Annotated in this window: 14 protein-coding genes; 7 read left to right on the top strand and 7 right to left on the bottom strand. The window is 69.4% G+C overall.

What is annotated here, in order from left to right:
• The 3 genes from ACT3SZ_RS02485 to ACT3SZ_RS02495 are packed head-to-tail and all read right to left on the bottom strand — an operon-like array spanning position 1 to position 2,374.
• Positions 1-1,473 carry a nucleobase:cation symporter-2 family protein gene (locus tag ACT3SZ_RS02485; RefSeq protein ID WP_444616393.1) on the bottom strand — a complete coding sequence of 491 codons (1,473 nt, stop codon included), beginning with the start codon at positions 1,471-1,473 and terminating at the stop codon, positions 1-3.
• Between the two features lie 8 nt (positions 1,474-1,481).
• Positions 1,482-1,811, bottom strand: coding sequence for a hydroxyisourate hydrolase (gene uraH / locus ACT3SZ_RS02490; protein WP_444616395.1), 330 nt, complete (start codon positions 1,809-1,811; stop codon positions 1,482-1,484).
• A complete protein-coding gene (locus ACT3SZ_RS02495) occupies positions 1,808-2,374 on the bottom strand; it encodes a 2-oxo-4-hydroxy-4-carboxy-5-ureidoimidazoline decarboxylase (protein WP_444616396.1) in 567 nt (188 codons plus the stop codon). Before ACT3SZ_RS02495 ends, uraH begins: the two co-directional genes overlap by 4 nt.
• A gap of 530 nt (positions 2,375-2,904) precedes the next feature.
• Here ACT3SZ_RS02495 and ACT3SZ_RS02500 point away from each other — a divergent pair.
• From ACT3SZ_RS02500 to ACT3SZ_RS02525, 6 genes are all read left to right on the top strand, one after another.
• Positions 2,905-4,509, top strand: coding sequence for an ABC transporter substrate-binding protein (locus ACT3SZ_RS02500; RefSeq protein ID WP_444616397.1), 1,605 nt, complete (start codon positions 2,905-2,907; stop codon positions 4,507-4,509).
• A 19-nt stretch (positions 4,510-4,528) separates the two neighbouring features.
• Positions 4,529-5,530: an ABC transporter permease gene (locus ACT3SZ_RS02505; RefSeq protein ID WP_444616398.1), complete on the top strand. Its 1,002-nt coding sequence runs from the start codon at positions 4,529-4,531 to the stop codon at positions 5,528-5,530.
• On the top strand, positions 5,527-6,462 hold the full coding sequence (locus tag ACT3SZ_RS02510) for an ABC transporter permease (protein WP_444616399.1): 936 nt from the start codon (positions 5,527-5,529) through the stop codon (positions 6,460-6,462). Before ACT3SZ_RS02505 ends, ACT3SZ_RS02510 begins: the two co-directional genes overlap by 4 nt.
• A gap of 9 nt (positions 6,463-6,471) precedes the next feature.
• The gene (locus ACT3SZ_RS02515; protein WP_444616400.1) at positions 6,472-8,130 is read left to right on the top strand and encodes a dipeptide ABC transporter ATP-binding protein; all 1,659 of its coding nucleotides are present in this window, start codon (positions 6,472-6,474) and stop codon (positions 8,128-8,130) included.
• On the top strand, positions 8,130-10,478 hold the full coding sequence (locus ACT3SZ_RS02520) for a sulfatase-like hydrolase/transferase (protein ID WP_444616402.1): 2,349 nt from the start codon (positions 8,130-8,132) through the stop codon (positions 10,476-10,478). Before ACT3SZ_RS02515 ends, ACT3SZ_RS02520 begins: the two co-directional genes overlap by 1 nt.
• A gap of 283 nt (positions 10,479-10,761) precedes the next feature.
• Positions 10,762-11,730 (top strand): TauD/TfdA dioxygenase family protein, encoded by a 969-nt coding sequence (locus ACT3SZ_RS02525; protein ID WP_444616403.1) that lies wholly within the window; start codon positions 10,762-10,764, stop codon positions 11,728-11,730.
• A gap of 111 nt (positions 11,731-11,841) precedes the next feature.
• Here the strand turns inward: ACT3SZ_RS02525 and ACT3SZ_RS02530 are convergent, their stop codons facing one another.
• From ACT3SZ_RS02530 to ACT3SZ_RS02540, 3 genes are all read right to left on the bottom strand, one after another.
• On the bottom strand, positions 11,842-12,135 hold the full coding sequence (locus tag ACT3SZ_RS02530) for a hypothetical protein (protein WP_444616405.1): 294 nt from the start codon (positions 12,133-12,135) through the stop codon (positions 11,842-11,844).
• 266 nt (positions 12,136-12,401) lie between these two features.
• Complete coding sequence (gene aqpZ / locus ACT3SZ_RS02535; RefSeq protein ID WP_444616406.1) at positions 12,402-13,178, bottom strand: aquaporin Z; 777 nt, start codon at positions 13,176-13,178, stop codon at positions 12,402-12,404.
• 179 nt (positions 13,179-13,357) lie between these two features.
• Positions 13,358-14,806: a helix-turn-helix domain-containing protein gene (locus ACT3SZ_RS02540; RefSeq protein ID WP_444616408.1), complete on the bottom strand. Its 1,449-nt coding sequence runs from the start codon at positions 14,804-14,806 to the stop codon at positions 13,358-13,360.
• A 228-nt stretch (positions 14,807-15,034) separates the two neighbouring features.
• On the opposite strand from ACT3SZ_RS02540, the gene ACT3SZ_RS02545 reads away from it, so the two are divergent.
• Positions 15,035-16,153, top strand: a complete 1,119-nt coding sequence (locus ACT3SZ_RS02545; RefSeq protein WP_444616409.1) for an ABC transporter substrate-binding protein — start codon at positions 15,035-15,037, stop codon at positions 16,151-16,153.
• Positions 16,154-16,186: 33 nt separating this feature from the next.
• Here the strand turns inward: ACT3SZ_RS02545 and ACT3SZ_RS02550 are convergent, their stop codons facing one another.
• Complete coding sequence (locus ACT3SZ_RS02550; RefSeq protein WP_444616411.1) at positions 16,187-17,650, bottom strand: NAD-dependent succinate-semialdehyde dehydrogenase; 1,464 nt, start codon at positions 17,648-17,650, stop codon at positions 16,187-16,189.
• Positions 17,651-17,660 lie beyond the last annotated feature (10 nt).

Here is a 17,660-nt window from a genome sequence, read left to right on the forward strand (position 1 = left end):
TCAGACCTCGCTGGACGAGGCGGGCGCGGGCACCGCGCGCAGGCCGGACGGCACGGCCGGGGCGTCCTGCGCGTCCTGCAGTTCGTCCTGCAATTCCTCCTCGAGCGTGTCCTCGGCGAGGTGGCCGCCGCCCTGCCGGTTGAGCAGCAGGTTCAGCAGGATCACGGAGACCGCGCCCACGGTGATGCCGCTGTCCAGGATCATCTCCAGGCTGTCCGGCAGGTTTGCGTAGAGGCCGTCGAACACGGCCGGCAGCATCGCCAGCGCCACGGAGACGCCCACGATCAGCGCGCGCGTCTCCGTCCACGTCACCGTGGCCAGCGTCCTGATGCCGGACGCCGCGACCATGCCGAACAACGCCACGCCCGCACCGCCGAGCACCGGCGACGGGATGCCCGTGGCGATCTCGCCGACCTTCGGCAGCAGGCCCAGCACGATGAGGATCAGGCCCGCGGCGGTGACCACGTAGCGGCTCGCCACCCGCGACAACGACACCAGCCCGACGTTCTGCGCGAATGCCGAGTACGGGAAGGTGTTGAAGACGCCGCCGAGCAGCGTCGCCAGACCGTCGGCGCGCAGGCCGTCGGCGAGGCTAAGCGGCGTGGCGCGGCGTCCGGTGATGTCGCCGACGGCGACGATGTCACCGCTGGTCTCCGTCATGATCACCAGGCCGACGAGCAGCATCGTGAGGATCGAGGCGATGTCGAACGTCGGGGTACCGAACTGGAACGGCATGGGCACACCCACCCAGTCGGCCTCGCCCACCGCCGAGAAGTCGCTGGCGCCGACGAACACGCCCGCGACCGTGCCGACCACGATGCCGCCGAGCACCGCCATCGACTTCCACGCCGCCGGGGCAAAACGGTGGATGCACACCACCACGACCAGCGTGCCCAGGGCCAGCAGGAAGTTCTGCCCCGTACCCTGCTCGCTCGCCGGACCGTTCTGGTTGAACAGCCATCCCGCCGCCACCGACAGCAGGGACAGCCCCACCACCGTGATCACCGTGCCGATGACCAGCGGCGGGAAGTACCGCACCACCTTGGCGAAGAACGGTGCGATGAGCATCATCAGCACACCCGTGGCGATGACCGACCCGTAGATCGCGGTGATGCCGTGCTCGGACCCGATGGAGATCATCGGCGCCACGGATACGAACGACACACCCTGGATCAACGGCAGCCGGGAGCCGAAACGCCAGAAACCCAACGACTGGATCACCGAGGCGATGCCGGCGACGAAGAGGTCGGCGACGATGAGGTGGTGCATGTGCTCCGCCTCGAACTCGCCGGCGGCGACGAGTGCACCACCGACGATCAGCGGCACGGCGATCGCCCCGGCGTACATTGCCAGCACATGCTGCAGGCCCAGGATGAACGTGCGCAGCAACGGTGGTTTCTGGTCGACCGGGTGGGTGCCATCCGGGGCGACGGCACCGATAGTGCCGGGGATGTACTCGTCGGTGGTGCTCATCTAACGCCTCAACTCCCCTGGTAGGTCGAGTAGCCGAACGGCGACAGCAGCAGCGGGACGTGCAGGTGCCCGTCCGCCCCGCCGCGCTGCGCGGTGACGTGGAAGGTGATGTCCACGAAGGGGTACAACGAGGCGGTCTGCTCGGCGTCCAGGTAGTCGCCGGTCTCGAAACGCAGGCGGTAGGTGCCCGGCTCCAGCGGGGTGCTGAACCGGTGACGGCCGTCGGCGTCGGTCGCACCCGACTCCACCGGCGCGCCCTGGTCGGTGACCAGGGCGATCTCCAGGCCCGCGGCGGGCAGGCCGGTGGTGGTGTTCAGGACGTGGGTGGACAGGCTCATGCCTGGGCCTCCTTCGTGTTCTCGGTCTCGGTGGCTGCTTCGGTGACCGCTTCAGTGACGAAGCCGCGCAGGCGCAGCTGGTTGATGGCGTCGAGGTTGTCCACCACGGTCGGCCACTCCTCCTGCGGCTCCCGGGCCAGGCGCTCGACGAGATTGTCGAGGATCTGGCGGCTGTCGCGTCCGGCGGCGCGGATGAGGAAGTTCCAGCCGAACTTCTCCCGGTAGGTGGGCTGCAGATTGCGCAGTGCCTGGAGTTCGCTGTCGCCGTCCTGTGCGGTGGCCTGTTCGGCGGCGGACAGGCTGCCGGCGGCGACGGTGCCGCCGATCGGCGGGTGGGCGTTGACGGACTCCAGGACGCCCGCGTCGTCCTGCGCGCGCAGCAGGTCGGACGCCGACTCGCAGAGCGCGTCGACGGAGGCGAACGGGCGGGCGTCGACGACGGACGCGGCGAGCGTCCTGCTGGCGAACAGTTCCGCCACCCGGTCGACGAGGGCGGCGGCGGGTGCCGCGTTGAAGACCTCGGGCGTGACGGTGGCCGGTATAGGTGTCACTGATGTTGTCATAGGTAACAGTGTCGACGTTTTCTGTTTCTCGCGGGTTAAAGCTCAATTTCCCGGCCGAGAACTTCCCTGCAACTACCCCCGCCGGACGCCGACGCCGCCGCTGAGCGCACCTGCGCGCGCCACCCCCGGCGAGGCGTCCTGCTTCCGTGCCGCTTCGGCGCCGCTTCGACGCCGCTTCGGTCGGCGGTAAGCGCCGACCGCCGGGCCCGGGGTACCAAGTTGGACCTGGGAGCGTTGAGTTGGCCGACTCAACACTCCCAGGTCCAACTTGATACCCCTACGGGTTCAGGGAGAGGGGCCAAAATCGAGCGTGGGATGTCTGAACCGGGCGATTCAACCATCCCACGCTCGATTTTGGCCCCTCGCCGTCTGCACGCACCGCCGCGACGGCGGGCCCGATCGGTTCACCGGGAATGGAACGGTGTGAACCCACATAGACAGCATGGTCTACTTCTGGCTCAGTACACCCCTCCCGCAGGTCCCGCCTGCAACCGATCCGCTCTGACCGGAATGAAATGAGGCCACCCGCCGTGACCCGCCACTCCCCCGTCCTGACGCTCCTCGCCGGTGTCACCGTCCTCGCCGTGCTCGCCGGCTGCTCCTCCGCGGTCGGCGAACGCCTCGCCGCGGCCGACGGCGAACCCGTCGACGGCGGCACCGCCCGCGTCGGCACGCCCAACGACCTCAGCCCGAAGACGCTGTACTCCGGCGGCGGCATCGCCGAACTCACCGTGACCGGCAACGTCTTCGAGACCCTCACCAAGTACGACGCCGCGGACGCCCAAGACGCCGCAGGGGAGAACGACGACGGTGACCTCGAGCCGCAGCCCGTCCTCGCCGAGTCCTGGGACGTCAGCGACGACGGCACGGACGTGACCGTGCACCTGCGCGACGACGTCACCTTCCACAACGGCGCCGACCTGGACTCCGGCGACGTCAAGGCCAGTTTCGAGAACTACTCCGACCCGGCGCGCTCCGGACAGCTCGCCCGCACCGCCCAGCAGATCGAGCGCATCGACACCCCCGACCCCCTCACCGTGGACTTCACGTTCGCCCGTGCGGTGAACAATGTCTTCGACCTCTTCGAGTTCGTGCCGGTCATCGAGGACTCCACGATCGACGGCTTCAACGACGGCACCGCCTTCGTCGGCACCGGCCCCTTCAGCTTCGACGACTGGCAACGCGGCAGCCACCTCAGCCTCGGTGCCTACGAGGGATACCGCACCGGCGCGCCCGCGATCGACGGCATCGAGGTCGTGGTCGTCCCCGACAGCCAGACGCAGTTCGCCCAGCTGCGCTCCGGACAGCTCGACGTCCTGCCCGCCGTCGAACCCCGCGACGCCGAGGCCCTGGAGGACAACGACCTCTTCGACGTCACCGAGAAGTCCGGCACTGGGGCCACCTACTACACGGGCATGAACGTGCAGGCCCCGACGTTCCGTGACCGGCGTGTGCGCCAGGCCGTGGCCTACGCCGTGGACCGTGACCGCATCCTCGACGAGGTCTACCAGGGCCGCGGCTACACCCAGTCGTTGCCGTGGCCCGCCGACTCCGCCGCCTACGACGAGGAGCGCAACGACACCTACCAGCGCGACCTCGACCGTGCCCGCGAGCTCGTCGGGCAGGTCGAGGAGGAGGACGGCCCGCTGCCGAGTGCGACCCTGTCCTACCGCGGGGCGGACCCGACCGAGCAGAACACCGCCCAGATCATCCGCGCCGACCTCGCCGAGATCGGCGTGACCGTGGACCTGCAGCCCCTGGAGGCCGGCGTGCACGGCGAGAAACTGCGCAACGCCGGCTTCGACGGCATGTGGCTGCTCAGCCACGACTTCGTGCAGTACACCCCGGCCACCCTGACCGTGAGCGCCTTCCCCTTCAACTCCGAGCACAACACCTCCAACTTCCGCAGCGACGCCTACTCCGCCGCGGCCGCCGACGCCTGGCTCGCCGGCGACCCGTCCTCCCCCGCGGCGCAGGCCGCCTACCGCCGGCTCAACGACATCCTGCTCGACGAGGCCTTCCTCGTCGAACTCATCCGGCCCGATGCCCCGCTGGTCACCGCCTCCAACCTCAAGGGCGTGACCTGGACCAAACGCTCCGAACCCGTCTTCGCCGACGCCACCTTCACCTCCTGACCCCGTGAGGAACCCCACCGTGACAACCGCAACCACAGCCCCGACCAGAACCCGCCCGACCGTCCTGCCCTTCCTCCTGCGCCGCCTGCCCTCCGCCATCGCCGTGGTCGCCGCCGGGTCCGTGGTGGTCTTCGCCCTGCTCCGGCTGATCCCCGGCGACCCGGCCGAGGCCCTCGCGGGGTCCGACGCCCCGCCGGAGGCAGTCGCCGCCCTGCGCGACGACCTCGGGCTGACCGCCTCCCCCGTCAGCCAGTACTTCTCCTGGATCGGCTCCCTGCTGACCCTGCACCCGGGGCGCTCGCTGGTCATCGGCGGCGACATCGCCACCCTCGTCGGGGAGGCCGCAGGACGCACCCTGCTGCTGACCGCCACCGCCGTCCTGCTGGCCGTCGTCCTCGCCCTGGTGGTCAGCGTCGGCGCCGAACTCGTCGACCGACGGTGGGCGCGCTCCGCCGCGACCGCCTTCGCCACCCTCGGCGTGGCCCTGCCGACGTTCGTCACCGGCGCGCTGGCGATCATCGTCTTCGGCGTGGTGTTCGTCGTCCTGCCCGCCGGCGGCGTGCCGCGCGACGGGCTGCTCGACCGCCCCGACATCACCGCCCAGTACCTCCTGCTGCCCGCCGTGTGCCTGGCGTTGCCGTCCGCGGCGGCACTGACCCGCTTCCTCGACGAGTCGGTGCGCACCGAACTCGGCCAGCCCTACGCCACCACCGCCCGCGCCCTGGGCATCCCGCGGCGGCGCATCCTGCTCACGCAGGTCCTGCCCAACGCCCTACCCCCGGCGATCACCGTGCTGGGCCTGCAGATCGGCCAGCTGCTCGGCGGCGCGGTGATCATCGAGGCCCTGTTCGCCTGGCCCGGCCTGGGCCACCTCATCCACCAGGCCGTGGCCGTGCGCGACTACCCGGTGGTGCAGGTCCTGCTGCTGCTCTCCGTGGTGCTGTTCGTGGTGATCCAGCTGGTCACCGACCTGATCCACGCCAACCTCGACCCCCGCATCCGACTGGAGGGCGCACGATGACTGTCACGCTCAACCGCCCCGACCTCACGCCGGACGACCCGGCACTCGCGCGCCGCACCGGACGTGCCGGACGCTCCGGACGCTCCGGACGCTCCGGCGGCACCGACCGTCCCCTCCTGCGCGCGCTCACGCACGGCCGCGGACTCGTCGGCGTGCTCCTGACCGGCGCCGTGGTGCTCGCCGGGCTCCTCGCCCCGCTGATCGCCCCGTACGCCCCCGACGAGCAGATCCCCGGCGCGAACCTGCTCGGCCCGTCCTCCGCGCACTGGTTCGGCACGGACACCGCCAACCAGGACATCCTCTCGCGCACCCTGTACGGCATCCGGGTGAACCTGCTGATCATCGTGTTCGCCGTCCCGCTGGGCGCGGCGACGGGCACGCTGGCTGGCCTCGCCGGCGCGCAGTGGGCCCGGCGTCGCCCCTGGGCGGACACGGTGCTGCAGCGTTCCTTCGACCTGGTGCTGGCGTTCCCCACGATCATCCTGGCGATCGCGCTGACGATGGTGCTGGGCCCGGGGCTGACCACCGTGTTCATCGTGGTCGCCCTGGCGGAGGTGCCGGTCTTCGGGCGTCTGGCCCGCTCGGTGGCGCTGTCCGTGCGCGAGCGTGGCTACGTGGAGTCCGCCCGGACCGCGGGCGCCTCGGAGACGTGGATCCTGCGCCACCACGTGCTGCCGAACAGTCTGGAGCCGCTGGTCGTGCAGCTGGCGTTGGCGATGTCGGTGGGCGTGTTCATCGAGGGTGCGATGAGTTTCCTCGGCCTGGGTGTAGTCCCGCCGACCCCGTCGCTGGGCACGTTGATCCAGGAGGGCGTGGCCTACGCCTACCACGCGCCCTTCTTCGCCGTCGGCCCGTTGGCCGTGGTCGTGGTGCTCATCCTCGGCCTGCTGCTCATCTCCCGGGCGCTGTCCGGCGCAACCCGCAACCCCTGACGTCCTGAAATGTCCCGAAAGGCGACCGTGAACAACTCCCCCGTCCTCTCCGTCCGTGACCTGTCCATCTCCTTCTCCCACCCGCGTCCGGCGGTGGTCTCGGTGTCCTTCGACCTGGGCCGTGGCGAACTGCTCGCCCTGGTCGGCGAGTCCGGCTCGGGCAAGTCGATGACCGCGCGTGCGGTGCTGGGCCTGCTGCCCGCCGGCGCCCGGGCGTCCGGCTCGGTGACGCTCGACGGCACCGAGATCCTCAACGCCGACGAGTCCGACCTGCTGGCCGTGCGCGGCGCGAGGGTGGGCCTGGTCTTCCAGGAGCCGCAGTCCGCGCTGAACCCGGTGCGCACCGTCGGCTGGCAGCTCGCCGAGGCGATCACCGCGCACACGCAGGGCCGAAAACTGGGCCGAGAACAGGGCCGAAAACACGGCAGGACGCAGCGGGCCGCCGTGCGGCGCCGCGCCGTGGAGCTGCTCGAGACCGTCGAGATCCCCGACGCCGCCGCCCGGCTCGACGCCTACCCGCACCAGCTCTCCGGCGGGCAGCGTCAACGCGTGGCCATCGCCCTGGCGCTCGCCGGCGAGCCGGACGTCCTGCTCGCCGACGAACCGACGACCGCGCTGGACGTCACCGTGCAGGCCGGGATCCTCACCCTGCTCGACCGACTGCGCGAGACCCGCGGGCTGAGCGTCCTGCTGATCACCCACGACATGGGCGTGGTCGCCGAGCACGCCGACCGGGTGGTGGTGCTGCGCCACGGCGAGGTCGTGGAACAGGGCCCCACCCGCCGCATCATTGACGCCCCGCGCGAGCCCTACACCCGCGCGCTCATCGCCGCGGTCCCCCGCTTCGCCGCAGGACGCCCCGACGCCGGCACGGTATCGGCGTCCGTTGCGTCCGGCACGTCCGGCACGTCCGGCGCAGTGCCGCCGGCGGCGGCGGTGCAGGACGTCACCGTGGTCTACGACCCCCGGGCGTCCTCCCCCGCGCTCGACGCGGTGACGCTGTCCGTGGCCCCCGGGGCCACGCTCGGGTTGGTCGGCGAGTCCGGTTCCGGCAAGTCCACCCTGGGGCGTGTGATCGCCGGGATCCAGCACCCCACCGGCGGCACGGTGACCACGGACGCGCTCGTCGCCGTGGTGCCGCAGGACCCGGCGTCCTCCCTGGACCCGCGCCACAGCGTGGGGTGGAGCGTGCGCGAGCCCCTGGACATCCACCGGGTCGGCACGCGGGCCGCCCGGCGCGACCGCGTCGAGGAACTGCTGCGCGCCGTGCACCTGCCGCCCGGGACCGCCGAGCGTCACCCGGCCGAACTCTCCGGCGGGCAACGTCAGCGCGTGGCGATCGCCCGCGCCCTGGCACTGGACCCGACGCTGGTCATCGCCGACGAACCGACCAGTGCGCTGGACGTCAGCGTGCAGGCCGAGGTGATCGGGCTGCTGCGCGAGACCCAGCGTCGCCTCGGGTTCGCCATGGTGTTCATCAGCCACGACCTGGCGGTGGTCTCGCAGGTCAGCGACACCGTCGCCGTGCTGCGCCGCGGCCGGCTGGTCGAGTACGGCGACACCGACGCCGTGTTCGCCCACCCGGACGCCGACTACACCCGTGAGCTGCTGGCGGCCGTGCCGTCCATCGGCGACGCCCGCGTGCGGCCCGCGACGGTGGGTGCGTGATGGGAACACCCGACCACATCCCTGCCGACGCCCGCGGCTACGAGCACTTCGACGGCCGCGTGGGACGCACCCTGTCCGACTCCGAACCGTCCTGGCCTGCGGAGAACCGCGCCGCACCCGGGGCACCGAACGTGGTCGTCGTGCTCGTCGACGACATGGGCTACTCCGACATCGGCCCCTTCGGCTCCGAGATCCCCACCCCGAACCTCGACCGCCTCGCCGACGAGGGACGCGTGCTGACCAACTACCACACCACCCCGGTGTGCTCCCCGGCGCGCGCGGCGGTGCTGACCGGGCTGAACCCGCACCGGGCGGGCTTCGCCCACGTCGCCAACTCCGACCCCGGCTTCCCCGGCGTCCGCCTGGAACTCGGCGACGACGTGGCCACGCTCCCGGAGATCCTGCGCGACGCCGGCTACGCCACCCTCGGCGTGGGCAAGTGGCACCTCACCCGCGACGCCCTGCTGAACGCCGCGGCGGACCAGTCGTCCTGGCCGGTCCAGCGCGGCTTCGACCACTACTATGGCTCCATGGAGGCGCTGAACTCCTTCTTCCACCCCAACCAGCTGGTGCGCGACAACACCGTCGTCCAGCACGAGCAGACCCCGGACGGCTACTACCTCACCGACGACTACACCGAGGAGGCGGTGGGCTCGATCAAGGCGCTGCGCGCCTCGGACGCGGACAAACCCTTCCTCCTCTACTTCGCGCACACCGCCATGCACGGCCCGCTGGGGGCGAAGGACTCCGACATCGGGAACCACCGCGGACGCTACGACGTGGGCTGGGACCGCGTCCGGCAGGACCGTCACGCCCGGCAGGTCGAGCTCGGCGTGATCCCGGCCGGCACGCCGCTGCCCGAACGCGAGGGCAAGCTCGGCCGCGAGATCCCCGCCTGGGACTCCCTCGACGAGGAGACCAGGTCGATCTACGCGCGCTACCAGGAGGTCTACGCCGCGATGGTCGACTCGGTGGACCAGAGCCTCGGCCGCGTCCTCGACCTGCTCGACGAGCTGGGCGAACGCGACAACACCATCGTGGTGTTCACCTCCGACAACGGCGGCACCGCCGAGGGCGGGCCGGAGGGCACACGCTCCTACTTCAGCCGCTTCGCCCACGTCGCCGGGCTGCCGTCCGACTGGGACGGCGACGTGGACGTCGACCCGTCCTTCATCGGCGGGCCGCGCTCGATGGCGCACTACCCGGAGGGCTGGGGGCACGCGTCGAACACGCCCTTCCGGTTCTACAAGGGGCAGACCTACGCCGGCGGCGTACGGGTGCCGCTGCTGGTGTCGTGGCCGGGAGGCCTGGGACGCTCCGAGGGTGCCGCACTCCGCGACCAGTACCAGTACGTCACCGACCTGACACCCACCATCCTCGACCTCGCCGGCGTGCCCCACCCGGGCACCCGCGGCGGGCGTCCGGCGAAGACGCCGGACGGCGTGAGCTTCGCCCCGGTGCTGCGCGACGCCGCGCACCCGTCCACCCACCCGGAGCAGTACGCCGAACTCGGCGGCAACCGCGGCTACTACGCCGACGGCTGGAAGATCGTCGCCGACCACCGCCCCGGCACCCCCTTCGACGACGGTGAATGGGAACTCTACGACGTGGCGTCCGACCCCAACGAGCTCTACGACGTGGCCGCCGGACACCCGGACGTGCTGCGCGACCTCGCCGCACGCTGGGAGAAGGCCGCGTGGGAGAACACGGTCTTCCCGCTCAACGACCACAGCGACCCGCGTGCGGCGCTGCGCCGTCCCGCCGAGACCCGCCTGTCGGACCCGGTGACGCTGCTGCCCGGCACCCCGAAACTCGAGCGCTACCGCTCCTCGGCGCTGACCCAGCTGCGCTCCTTCGAGGTGGTCATCGACGTGACGTACACGCCGGGGGACGCCGGGGTGCTGCTCGCCCACGGCGACCAGGGCGGCGGCTACGTGGTCTACGTCGACGGCGGGTCCGGCGAGGTGCGCCTGGCGGTCAACGAGTACGGGCGGCTGCACGAGGTAGCCGCCGGCGTCCTGCGGGAGGGACGCCGGAGCGTCCTGCTGCGCTCGACGGCGCTGCCCGACTTCCGCACGACGTGGACGCTGGAGGCGGAGCGCGGCGCGTCCGGCACGTCCGGCACATTGGCGGGGTTGTGGGCGTTCGTGGGCATGGCACCGTTCAGCGGCATCGACGTGGGCGTGAACCGCGGCGGGCCGGTGCACTGGGGACTCTACGAGGCGCACGGCTCCCACCGGTACAGCGGTGACCTGCACTCGGTGCGCTACGTGCCCGGCGAACGCGCACCGTACAGCCCCGCCGTCCTCGCCGAACTGGCCCGCGACGCGGCGGAGGCCTTCGACTGAGCCGCCCGGCCGGTCGACGGGGCGCAGGCCGTTGCGCGCACCGCGGCGAGGCGGAGACGCGGCGCCAGGGGTACCAAGTTGGACCTGGGAGCGTTGAGTTGGCCGACTCAACGCTCCCAGGTCCAACTTGGTACCCCTCATGTCCGGGTAGAGGGGTAAAGATCGAGCGTGGCACTACCGATCACAGTGAAGCGAAGGCTGGCCGCACGTGGTGGCGCTTGCGTAGCGTACCGGAATAGACAGAGCAGTCTATTCGAGTCCACCACGAAAAGAAGGAACCACCATGACCAGTACGCTCACCGCACCCACCGAGAACGCAGAAGCCGTCCGGAACGCCGCACCCGCCCCGTCCGTCACGCGCCTCGGCCAGAACATCGGCGCCCGGGTCGACGGCATCCGGCTCGGCGGCGACATCACCGACGACGAGGTCGAGTTCATCCGCACCGCCCTGGCCGCCCACAAGGCCGTGGTCTTCCGGGACCAGAACCTCACCGACGAGTCCCAGTACGCCTTCGCCCAACGACTCGGCACGCCCACCCAGGCGCACCCCACCGTGCACTCCACCGGCCTGGAACGTCTCACGCTCGAGGGCGCGGCAAACTCCTGGCACACCGACGTGACCTTCGTCGACCGCATCCCGAAGATCTCGATCCTGCGCGCCATCGACCTGCCTCCCTACGGCGGGGCGACGATCTGGGCGAACACCACCGCCGCCTACAAGGCACTGCCCGAACCCCTGCGCATCCTCGCCGACAACCTCTGGGCCACGCACTCCAACGAGTACGACTACGCCGCCGGCCACCAGTCCGAGGACAACTCCGAGCACCGCCGCGAGTTCACCCGCAACGTCTTCGAGACCGAGCACCCGGTCGTCCACGTCCACCCGGAGACCGGCGAGCGTTCCCTGCTGTTGGGCCACTTCGTGAAGGGTTTCACCGGGTTGAAGCCGCGCGAGTTCCAGGACCTCTTCTCCGCCTTCCAGGACCGCATCACCAAGGAGGACAACACCTTCCGCTGGAACTGGAACGACGGCGACGTGGTGCTCTGGGACAACCACGCCACCCAGCACTACGGGGTGAAGGACTTCGGCGACCACCACCGCAAGATCCGACGTGTGACGCTGGCCGGCGCGGTACCGACCGCGGTCGGCGGCGAGAGGTCACGCATCATCACCGGCGACGCCACGGACTTCTCCGTCATCGACGAACCGCGCCCGCTGGTCGGTTACCTCGGCGACGCCGCCGACCTCTGACGCCACCCCTCACGGACGAGGGGCCAAAATCGAGCGTGGGATGTCTGAACCGGGCGATTCAACCATCCCACGCTCGATCTTGGCCCCTCGCCGCCGCTTTCGGCGGACCCGCTACTCCTGCTCCACCCAGCCGGTCGACGGGAACTCTTCCGTGTCGACGTAGTCCATAGGTGTCAGGACCATCAGCACGAAAAACATCAGCGCGGCCACCGCGAACGACAGGACGGCGAGTACCACCGGGCGTCGATCGTCCGGCGTCTTGCGCGCACGCCAGACCGCCCATGCCCCGAGCAGCGCCGGCACGGGGAACATGAAGGAGAGTCCGGACATCAGGAGGAGCACGGAGAGGGCGAGGAGCGCCCACGGGAAGAGCAGGGAGTCTCGTTGACGGGAGCGCTCGCTCATGGCGTCCTTCCTGGTGGCGTCGGTCGGCTTCTGGCGGCAGGCTATCAGGCGGCCCGACGGGGCGCAGGCTGTTGCACGCCGCGGGGACACGGCGATAGGGGTACCAAGTTGGACCTGGGAGCGTTGAGTCGGCGAACTCAGCGCTCCCAGGTCCAACTTGGTACCCCGTCAGGTCCAAAGGGAGGGGCAGAAATCGAGCGTGGGATGGTTGAATCCGTTGATTCAAACATCCCACGCTCGATCTTGGCCCCTCTTCAGAGTGCTGATCAGGCACCCGCGCCGACGCGGGCTTCCTCCTCGGCGTGCTCATCGTCCTCGTCGCCGGTGAGGAAGGCGTAACTCACGCCCGCGATCGCCGCACCCACCAGCGGTGCGAGGATGAACAGCCACACCTGGCCGAGCGCGTCGCCGCCGGCGAACCACGCCACACCCAACGAACGGGCCGGGTTCACCGAGGTGTTGGACACCGGGATCGAGATCAGGTGGATCAGCGTGAGTGTGAGACCGATCGCCAGCGGGGCGAACCCGGCCGGGGCCTTCTTCGAGGTCACCCCGAGGATCACCCAGAGGAACACGGCGGTGAGCACGACCTCGGTGACGAGCACCGCGAGCATCGAGTAGCCGTCCGGCGAGAACTCGCCGTAACCGTTCGTCGCGAACCCGGAACCGCTGGCGCTGAAGCCGTCCTTCCCATCGGCGATGACCCACAGGACGCCGCCGGCGACGGTGGCGCCAACGATCTGCGTGACCCAGTACGGCACCACGGCGGACCACTCGACGCGCTTAGCGACCGCGCAGCCCAGGGTGACGGCCGGGTTGAAGTGGCCGCCGGAGATGTGGCCGACGGCGTAGGCCGCGGTCACCACGGTCAGGCCGAAGGCAAGTGCGACACCGACGAAGCCGATGCCCATGTTGATGGTGCTGCCCGACTCGTCGGACAGGACCTTCGCGGCGAGCACGGCGGAACCGCAGCCGCCGAAGACGAGCCAGAAGGTGCCGAGGAACTCGGCCCAGAGGCGCTTGGACATGGGAGGGGTGGGCATGGTGACTCCTTTTTTAAGTTGTTGAACCGTTGCCGGTGCGGCACCGACCCGATGTCGGTCGGTAGTTCTACTAACTAACACCGTGCACAGGGGAAAAGGAATACCCATTATCAATACTTGTGGTCGTCCAGAAGCGTTCCTACTGGCTTGGCCGTCGCAGCGCGCGCGGAGAGCCTCCTCTACCCCGCGTATCCCTCCCGCTGCGACCACTGACGCGGCGATACCCCGTGATGCCCCTGGAAAGCTCTGCTGAAGCTGGACAGGGATGAGTATCCGAGCCGGTGTGCGATGGAGGTCGAGGACTTTCCCTTCGCAAGAGAGTCCCGGGCAAGACGCATCTTCGCCATCGAAGACCACCGCGTGAAGGTCATCCCCGTCTCCGCCCTGAACGCGCGGGACACGGCGGCAGACCCACCGCCCGTCACCGCCGGCGTCCCCAGCGTCCTGAGGTAGTCCGTCGCAACCCGGAGAGCTGCAGCGTCGGTCGGCATCGGTACGGCACGCTCCTTCCCAGCCGCGGCCTGCTCCCGGAATAGGTCCAGCACGTGCATCCGGTCCCAATCCTCCGGCCGCAGAAATCCTTTCGCCGTGACACAACAGTGCAGCAGGTAGTCGTCCCACGCCGGCGGGAAGGTCGCGGACATGGGGTGTCGAATGTCGGCGTCCGCCGCGTCGAAAAACGCGATGGGCAGGAGAATCGCACCAGCCTCAAGGCTGCTGCGGTGTTCCGTCCCGGCCGGAACGAAGATTGCTGTTCCCTTCGGCTGCGGGACGGTCTTTTCCCGGGTCTCGAAAAAGCCGCTGCCCTGGTACATCCAGAGCAATACGTGGTGAGGGTTGGAGTGGAACTTCGACTGGGTGACCTGCAGATCTGGCGGGGCGGTGCCGGAGACGCCGTTCCCCACCATCCGTCGAAGCAGGCCGGACGCGTGAACGATGGCGAGTACATGGCCTGGACCAGCCCCGAAGTATCTCCGGAATGCCCGGAGAAAACCGCTGGGGGTCGTGTATCCGACCCGCCCGTAGACAAAGTCGACGTCGCTTCCCGCGATGAGATACCCCACGGCGCTGATCATCCGGCAACGAAGTCTCCACTGCTCCAACGTGCTGCCGGTGTCCCTGAGGAAACCGCGCCGCAGCGTCCTGGGGCTGGTCGCCGCCCACGAGGCCCAGTCCTCCACCGAGTAGGACAGGGACGGATCCTCGATGAGCGCCTCGGCGACGACGCGCGCCCCAGGTGCGCCCGGAACCGCCGGGACAACGAGTAACCCGGCGATCGCATTCGTCCCGGGAGGATCTGCGGCCAGGTCCGGGAGTGCCTCCAGCACCAGTCGCGACAGCTCCCGCTGCGTGTGTCCCCATCCGATGAGCGGCGTGACCTGGATGCAGAAATGCTGAATCAACCATGCGTGCCACAGTGTTGGAATGGTGACTTTCCTGGCCTCCGCTGGCGCATTCGGAACGTCCTGGGACCTCACCCACAAAGGCAGCGCGACGGTTCCCGGTGCCGACCTCATCTCCCAGTGCACACGATCACCCTCCGGAAGCCACATCCCCTCCCCCGCATGCAGGTGGAGTTCCTTACCCGACGGCGATCTCGTGGTCATTGATCCGACGTACACCCACACCAGCACATGATGTCCGGGGTTCAGTCGTCCCTCATGCCGCGCGGACGGAACCTCCGGCGGCCCCGCCGCCACACCATCAGTCCAGAAATCCATCACAGCTTGTCAAGGTACTGGCAGGTTCGGAACTTTGGCAAGGTTTCGCTGACTTAACCTTGATTGGCGCTACCGTGCGCGACGCCTCCCATCTGATCTACCTGACCTACCCCACCTATTGACGTGAGAGAACCAATGACATTCTTGACATCCCCCAGGTCTAGGACCGCGCCCCTGATCGGAGCACTGCTGACCAGCGTCCTCGTCCTGTCCAGCTGCTCCACCGACGCCACCGACGACGCCGACAACGGGGCAGACGGCGACGGTTCCGCTGGTGGAACCAGCGAACGTCTCCCCGCCGCCGAGGGTGCGACGGAATACCCGTTGACCCTGGAGACAGCTTGGGGCGAGACCGTCCTTGAGGAGCGCCCCGAACGCATCGTCCTCGGCGGCGGTGGCCACGATATTGAGCTCCTGACGAGCCTGGATGTCGCTCCCGTCATGGCTGCAGAGTCCCACGTCAACAGCGGATGGGCGCTCGATGCGCTTCCGACCGCTATCGAGTCCACGTTCGCCGCCACCGCGGACGACCCCATGCCGGCCGAGGACATCGCCCAGGCCGACCCCGACCTGATCATCATGCTCAACGACAGCGACGCTGACGTGGCCTACGACCAGATGTCCGACATCGCGCCCGTGCTCGCCCCGTCAGAGAAAGGCCTGACCAAGGACTGGGAGGCCAACATCCGCGCAATCGGTGAGGCCCTGGACCTCACGGACCGCGCAGAGGAACAGATCACCGAAACCGAGGACTACCTCGAGGACGTCCGCTCGGAGCACCCCGAATTCCAGGGCAAGAGTGTCTCTTTCGTCAACTACTACGCTGAACCCACTGGCCTGACCATCTTGAACTACCCCGGTCACCTCTCGGAACGCTACTTCGCAAGCCTCGGCTTCGACGATCATCCGCACGGCGAGGAGTTCGCCGAGGTCAAGGGCAGTGTCAGTAACGAGCGGGTGAATGACCTGGACACCGACGTGATCATCATGGTCAACCAGACCGATGACAGCGAATTCGACGACTTCATCAACAGCCCTACCTTCCAGGGCACCTCGGCTGCGCAGGACGACCGCGTCATCCAGATCAAGTGGAGGGACAATGCCGACGGCAGCCGCGACGCGATCGTCGACGGAGAGGACGCCGGGTTCACCGGCAACATCGGCTGGGCGATGGCCGGTCAGGGCCCCCTGTCGATCAGGGCCGTGTCCAATATTCTGGTTCCCAGCCTGGCGGAGAAGCTCGGGGACTCATAGTCCCCGACGAAGGCCCCTCTACGGGACCGGGCCTTAGTTCAGCGCGACGTACTTGGCCTCGAGGTACTCCTCGATGCCCTCGGTGCCGCCCTCGCGGCCGAAGCCGGACTGCTTCACTCCGCCGAAGGGGGCGGCGGCGTCCGAGATCGCACCACGGTTGATGCCGACCATGCCGGCCTCGAGGTTCGTGGACAGGTACTGTGCGTTCTCCAACGAGGCGGCGAAACCGTAGGCGGCAAGGCCGAACTCGGTGTCGTTGGCCATCGCCACGCCCTCCTCCAGGGTGGAGAACGTGGTGACGGTGGCAACGGGGCCGAAGATCTCCTCGCGCATGATGCGCGTATCCGCCGGGACGTCGGTGAGGACGGTGGCCGGGTAGAAGTGCCCCGGGCCGTCCGGTACCTGCCCGCCGGTGGTGACGGTCGCGCCGGCGGCGACGGCCTCGTCGACCAGGGCGGCGATGCCGTCGCGCTGCTTGGCGGTGATCATCGGCCCCAGCGTGGTGCCCTCGTCCATGCCGTGGCCCATGGAGACCTGCGACATCGACTCGGTCAGTCGGCGGGTGAACTCCTCGGCAACGGAGGCGTCGACGAGGAAACGGTTCGCGGCGATGCAGGCCTCGCCGCCGTTGCGCATCTTCGCGGCCATCGCGCCGGTCAGCGCGAGGTCCAGGTCGGCGTCGGCGGCGATGACGAACGGCGCATTGCCACCGAGCTCCATGGAGGTGCGCAGCAGCTGGTCGGCGGACTGGCGCACCAGGGTGGCACCCACCGGCGTGGAGCCGGTGAAGGTGACCTTGCGCAGCCGGTCGTCGGCCATCAGCGTCTCGGAGATCGCCCCGGAGTGGGTGGACGGCACGATCGTGACCAGCCCGGACAGATCGCCCAGGTCACTGGCGACCTCGGCGAGTGCCTGCTTGATGACCTCGCCGACGAGGATCATCGTCAGCGGGGTCTCCTTGGCGGGCTTGACCACCACGGGGCAGCCCGCGGCGAGCGCCGGGGCGATCTTGCGGGTGGCCATGGCCAGCGGGAAGTTCCACGGGGTGATTGCCAGGACGGGGCCGACCGGGTGCTTGGACACCAGGATGTGGCCGTTGCCGGCGGGTGCCTGGGTGAACCGGCCGGGGATGCGCACGGCCTCGCCGGCGAACCAGCGGAAGTAGCTGTTGCCGTAGGTGACCTCACCGCGGGCCTCGGCGAGGGGCTTGCCCATCTCCAAGGTCATGGTGGTGGCGAAGTCCTCGGCGCGCTCGTTGACGATGTCGAAGACACGGGTCAGGACGTCCGCCCGACGCTGCGGGGCGACGCGCGCCCAGATCTTCTGCGCCTCGACGGCGGCGCTCAGCGCGTCGACGGCGTCGTCGGCGGAGCGGTCGGGCACGGTGACGAGCACCTCGCCGGTGGCGGGGTCCTCGACGTCGAAGGTGGCTGCGGCATCCTTCGCCTGGGTGGCGAGCAGGTCCGTCAGGTCGGACGGGAGTACGCGGTTGTTCATGGTTGTTCCT

Origin of the sequence: Corynebacterium sp. AOP40-9SA-29, from assembly GCF_052377405.1 — a bacterium.
Lineage (GTDB): Bacteria > Actinomycetota > Actinomycetes > Mycobacteriales > Mycobacteriaceae > Corynebacterium.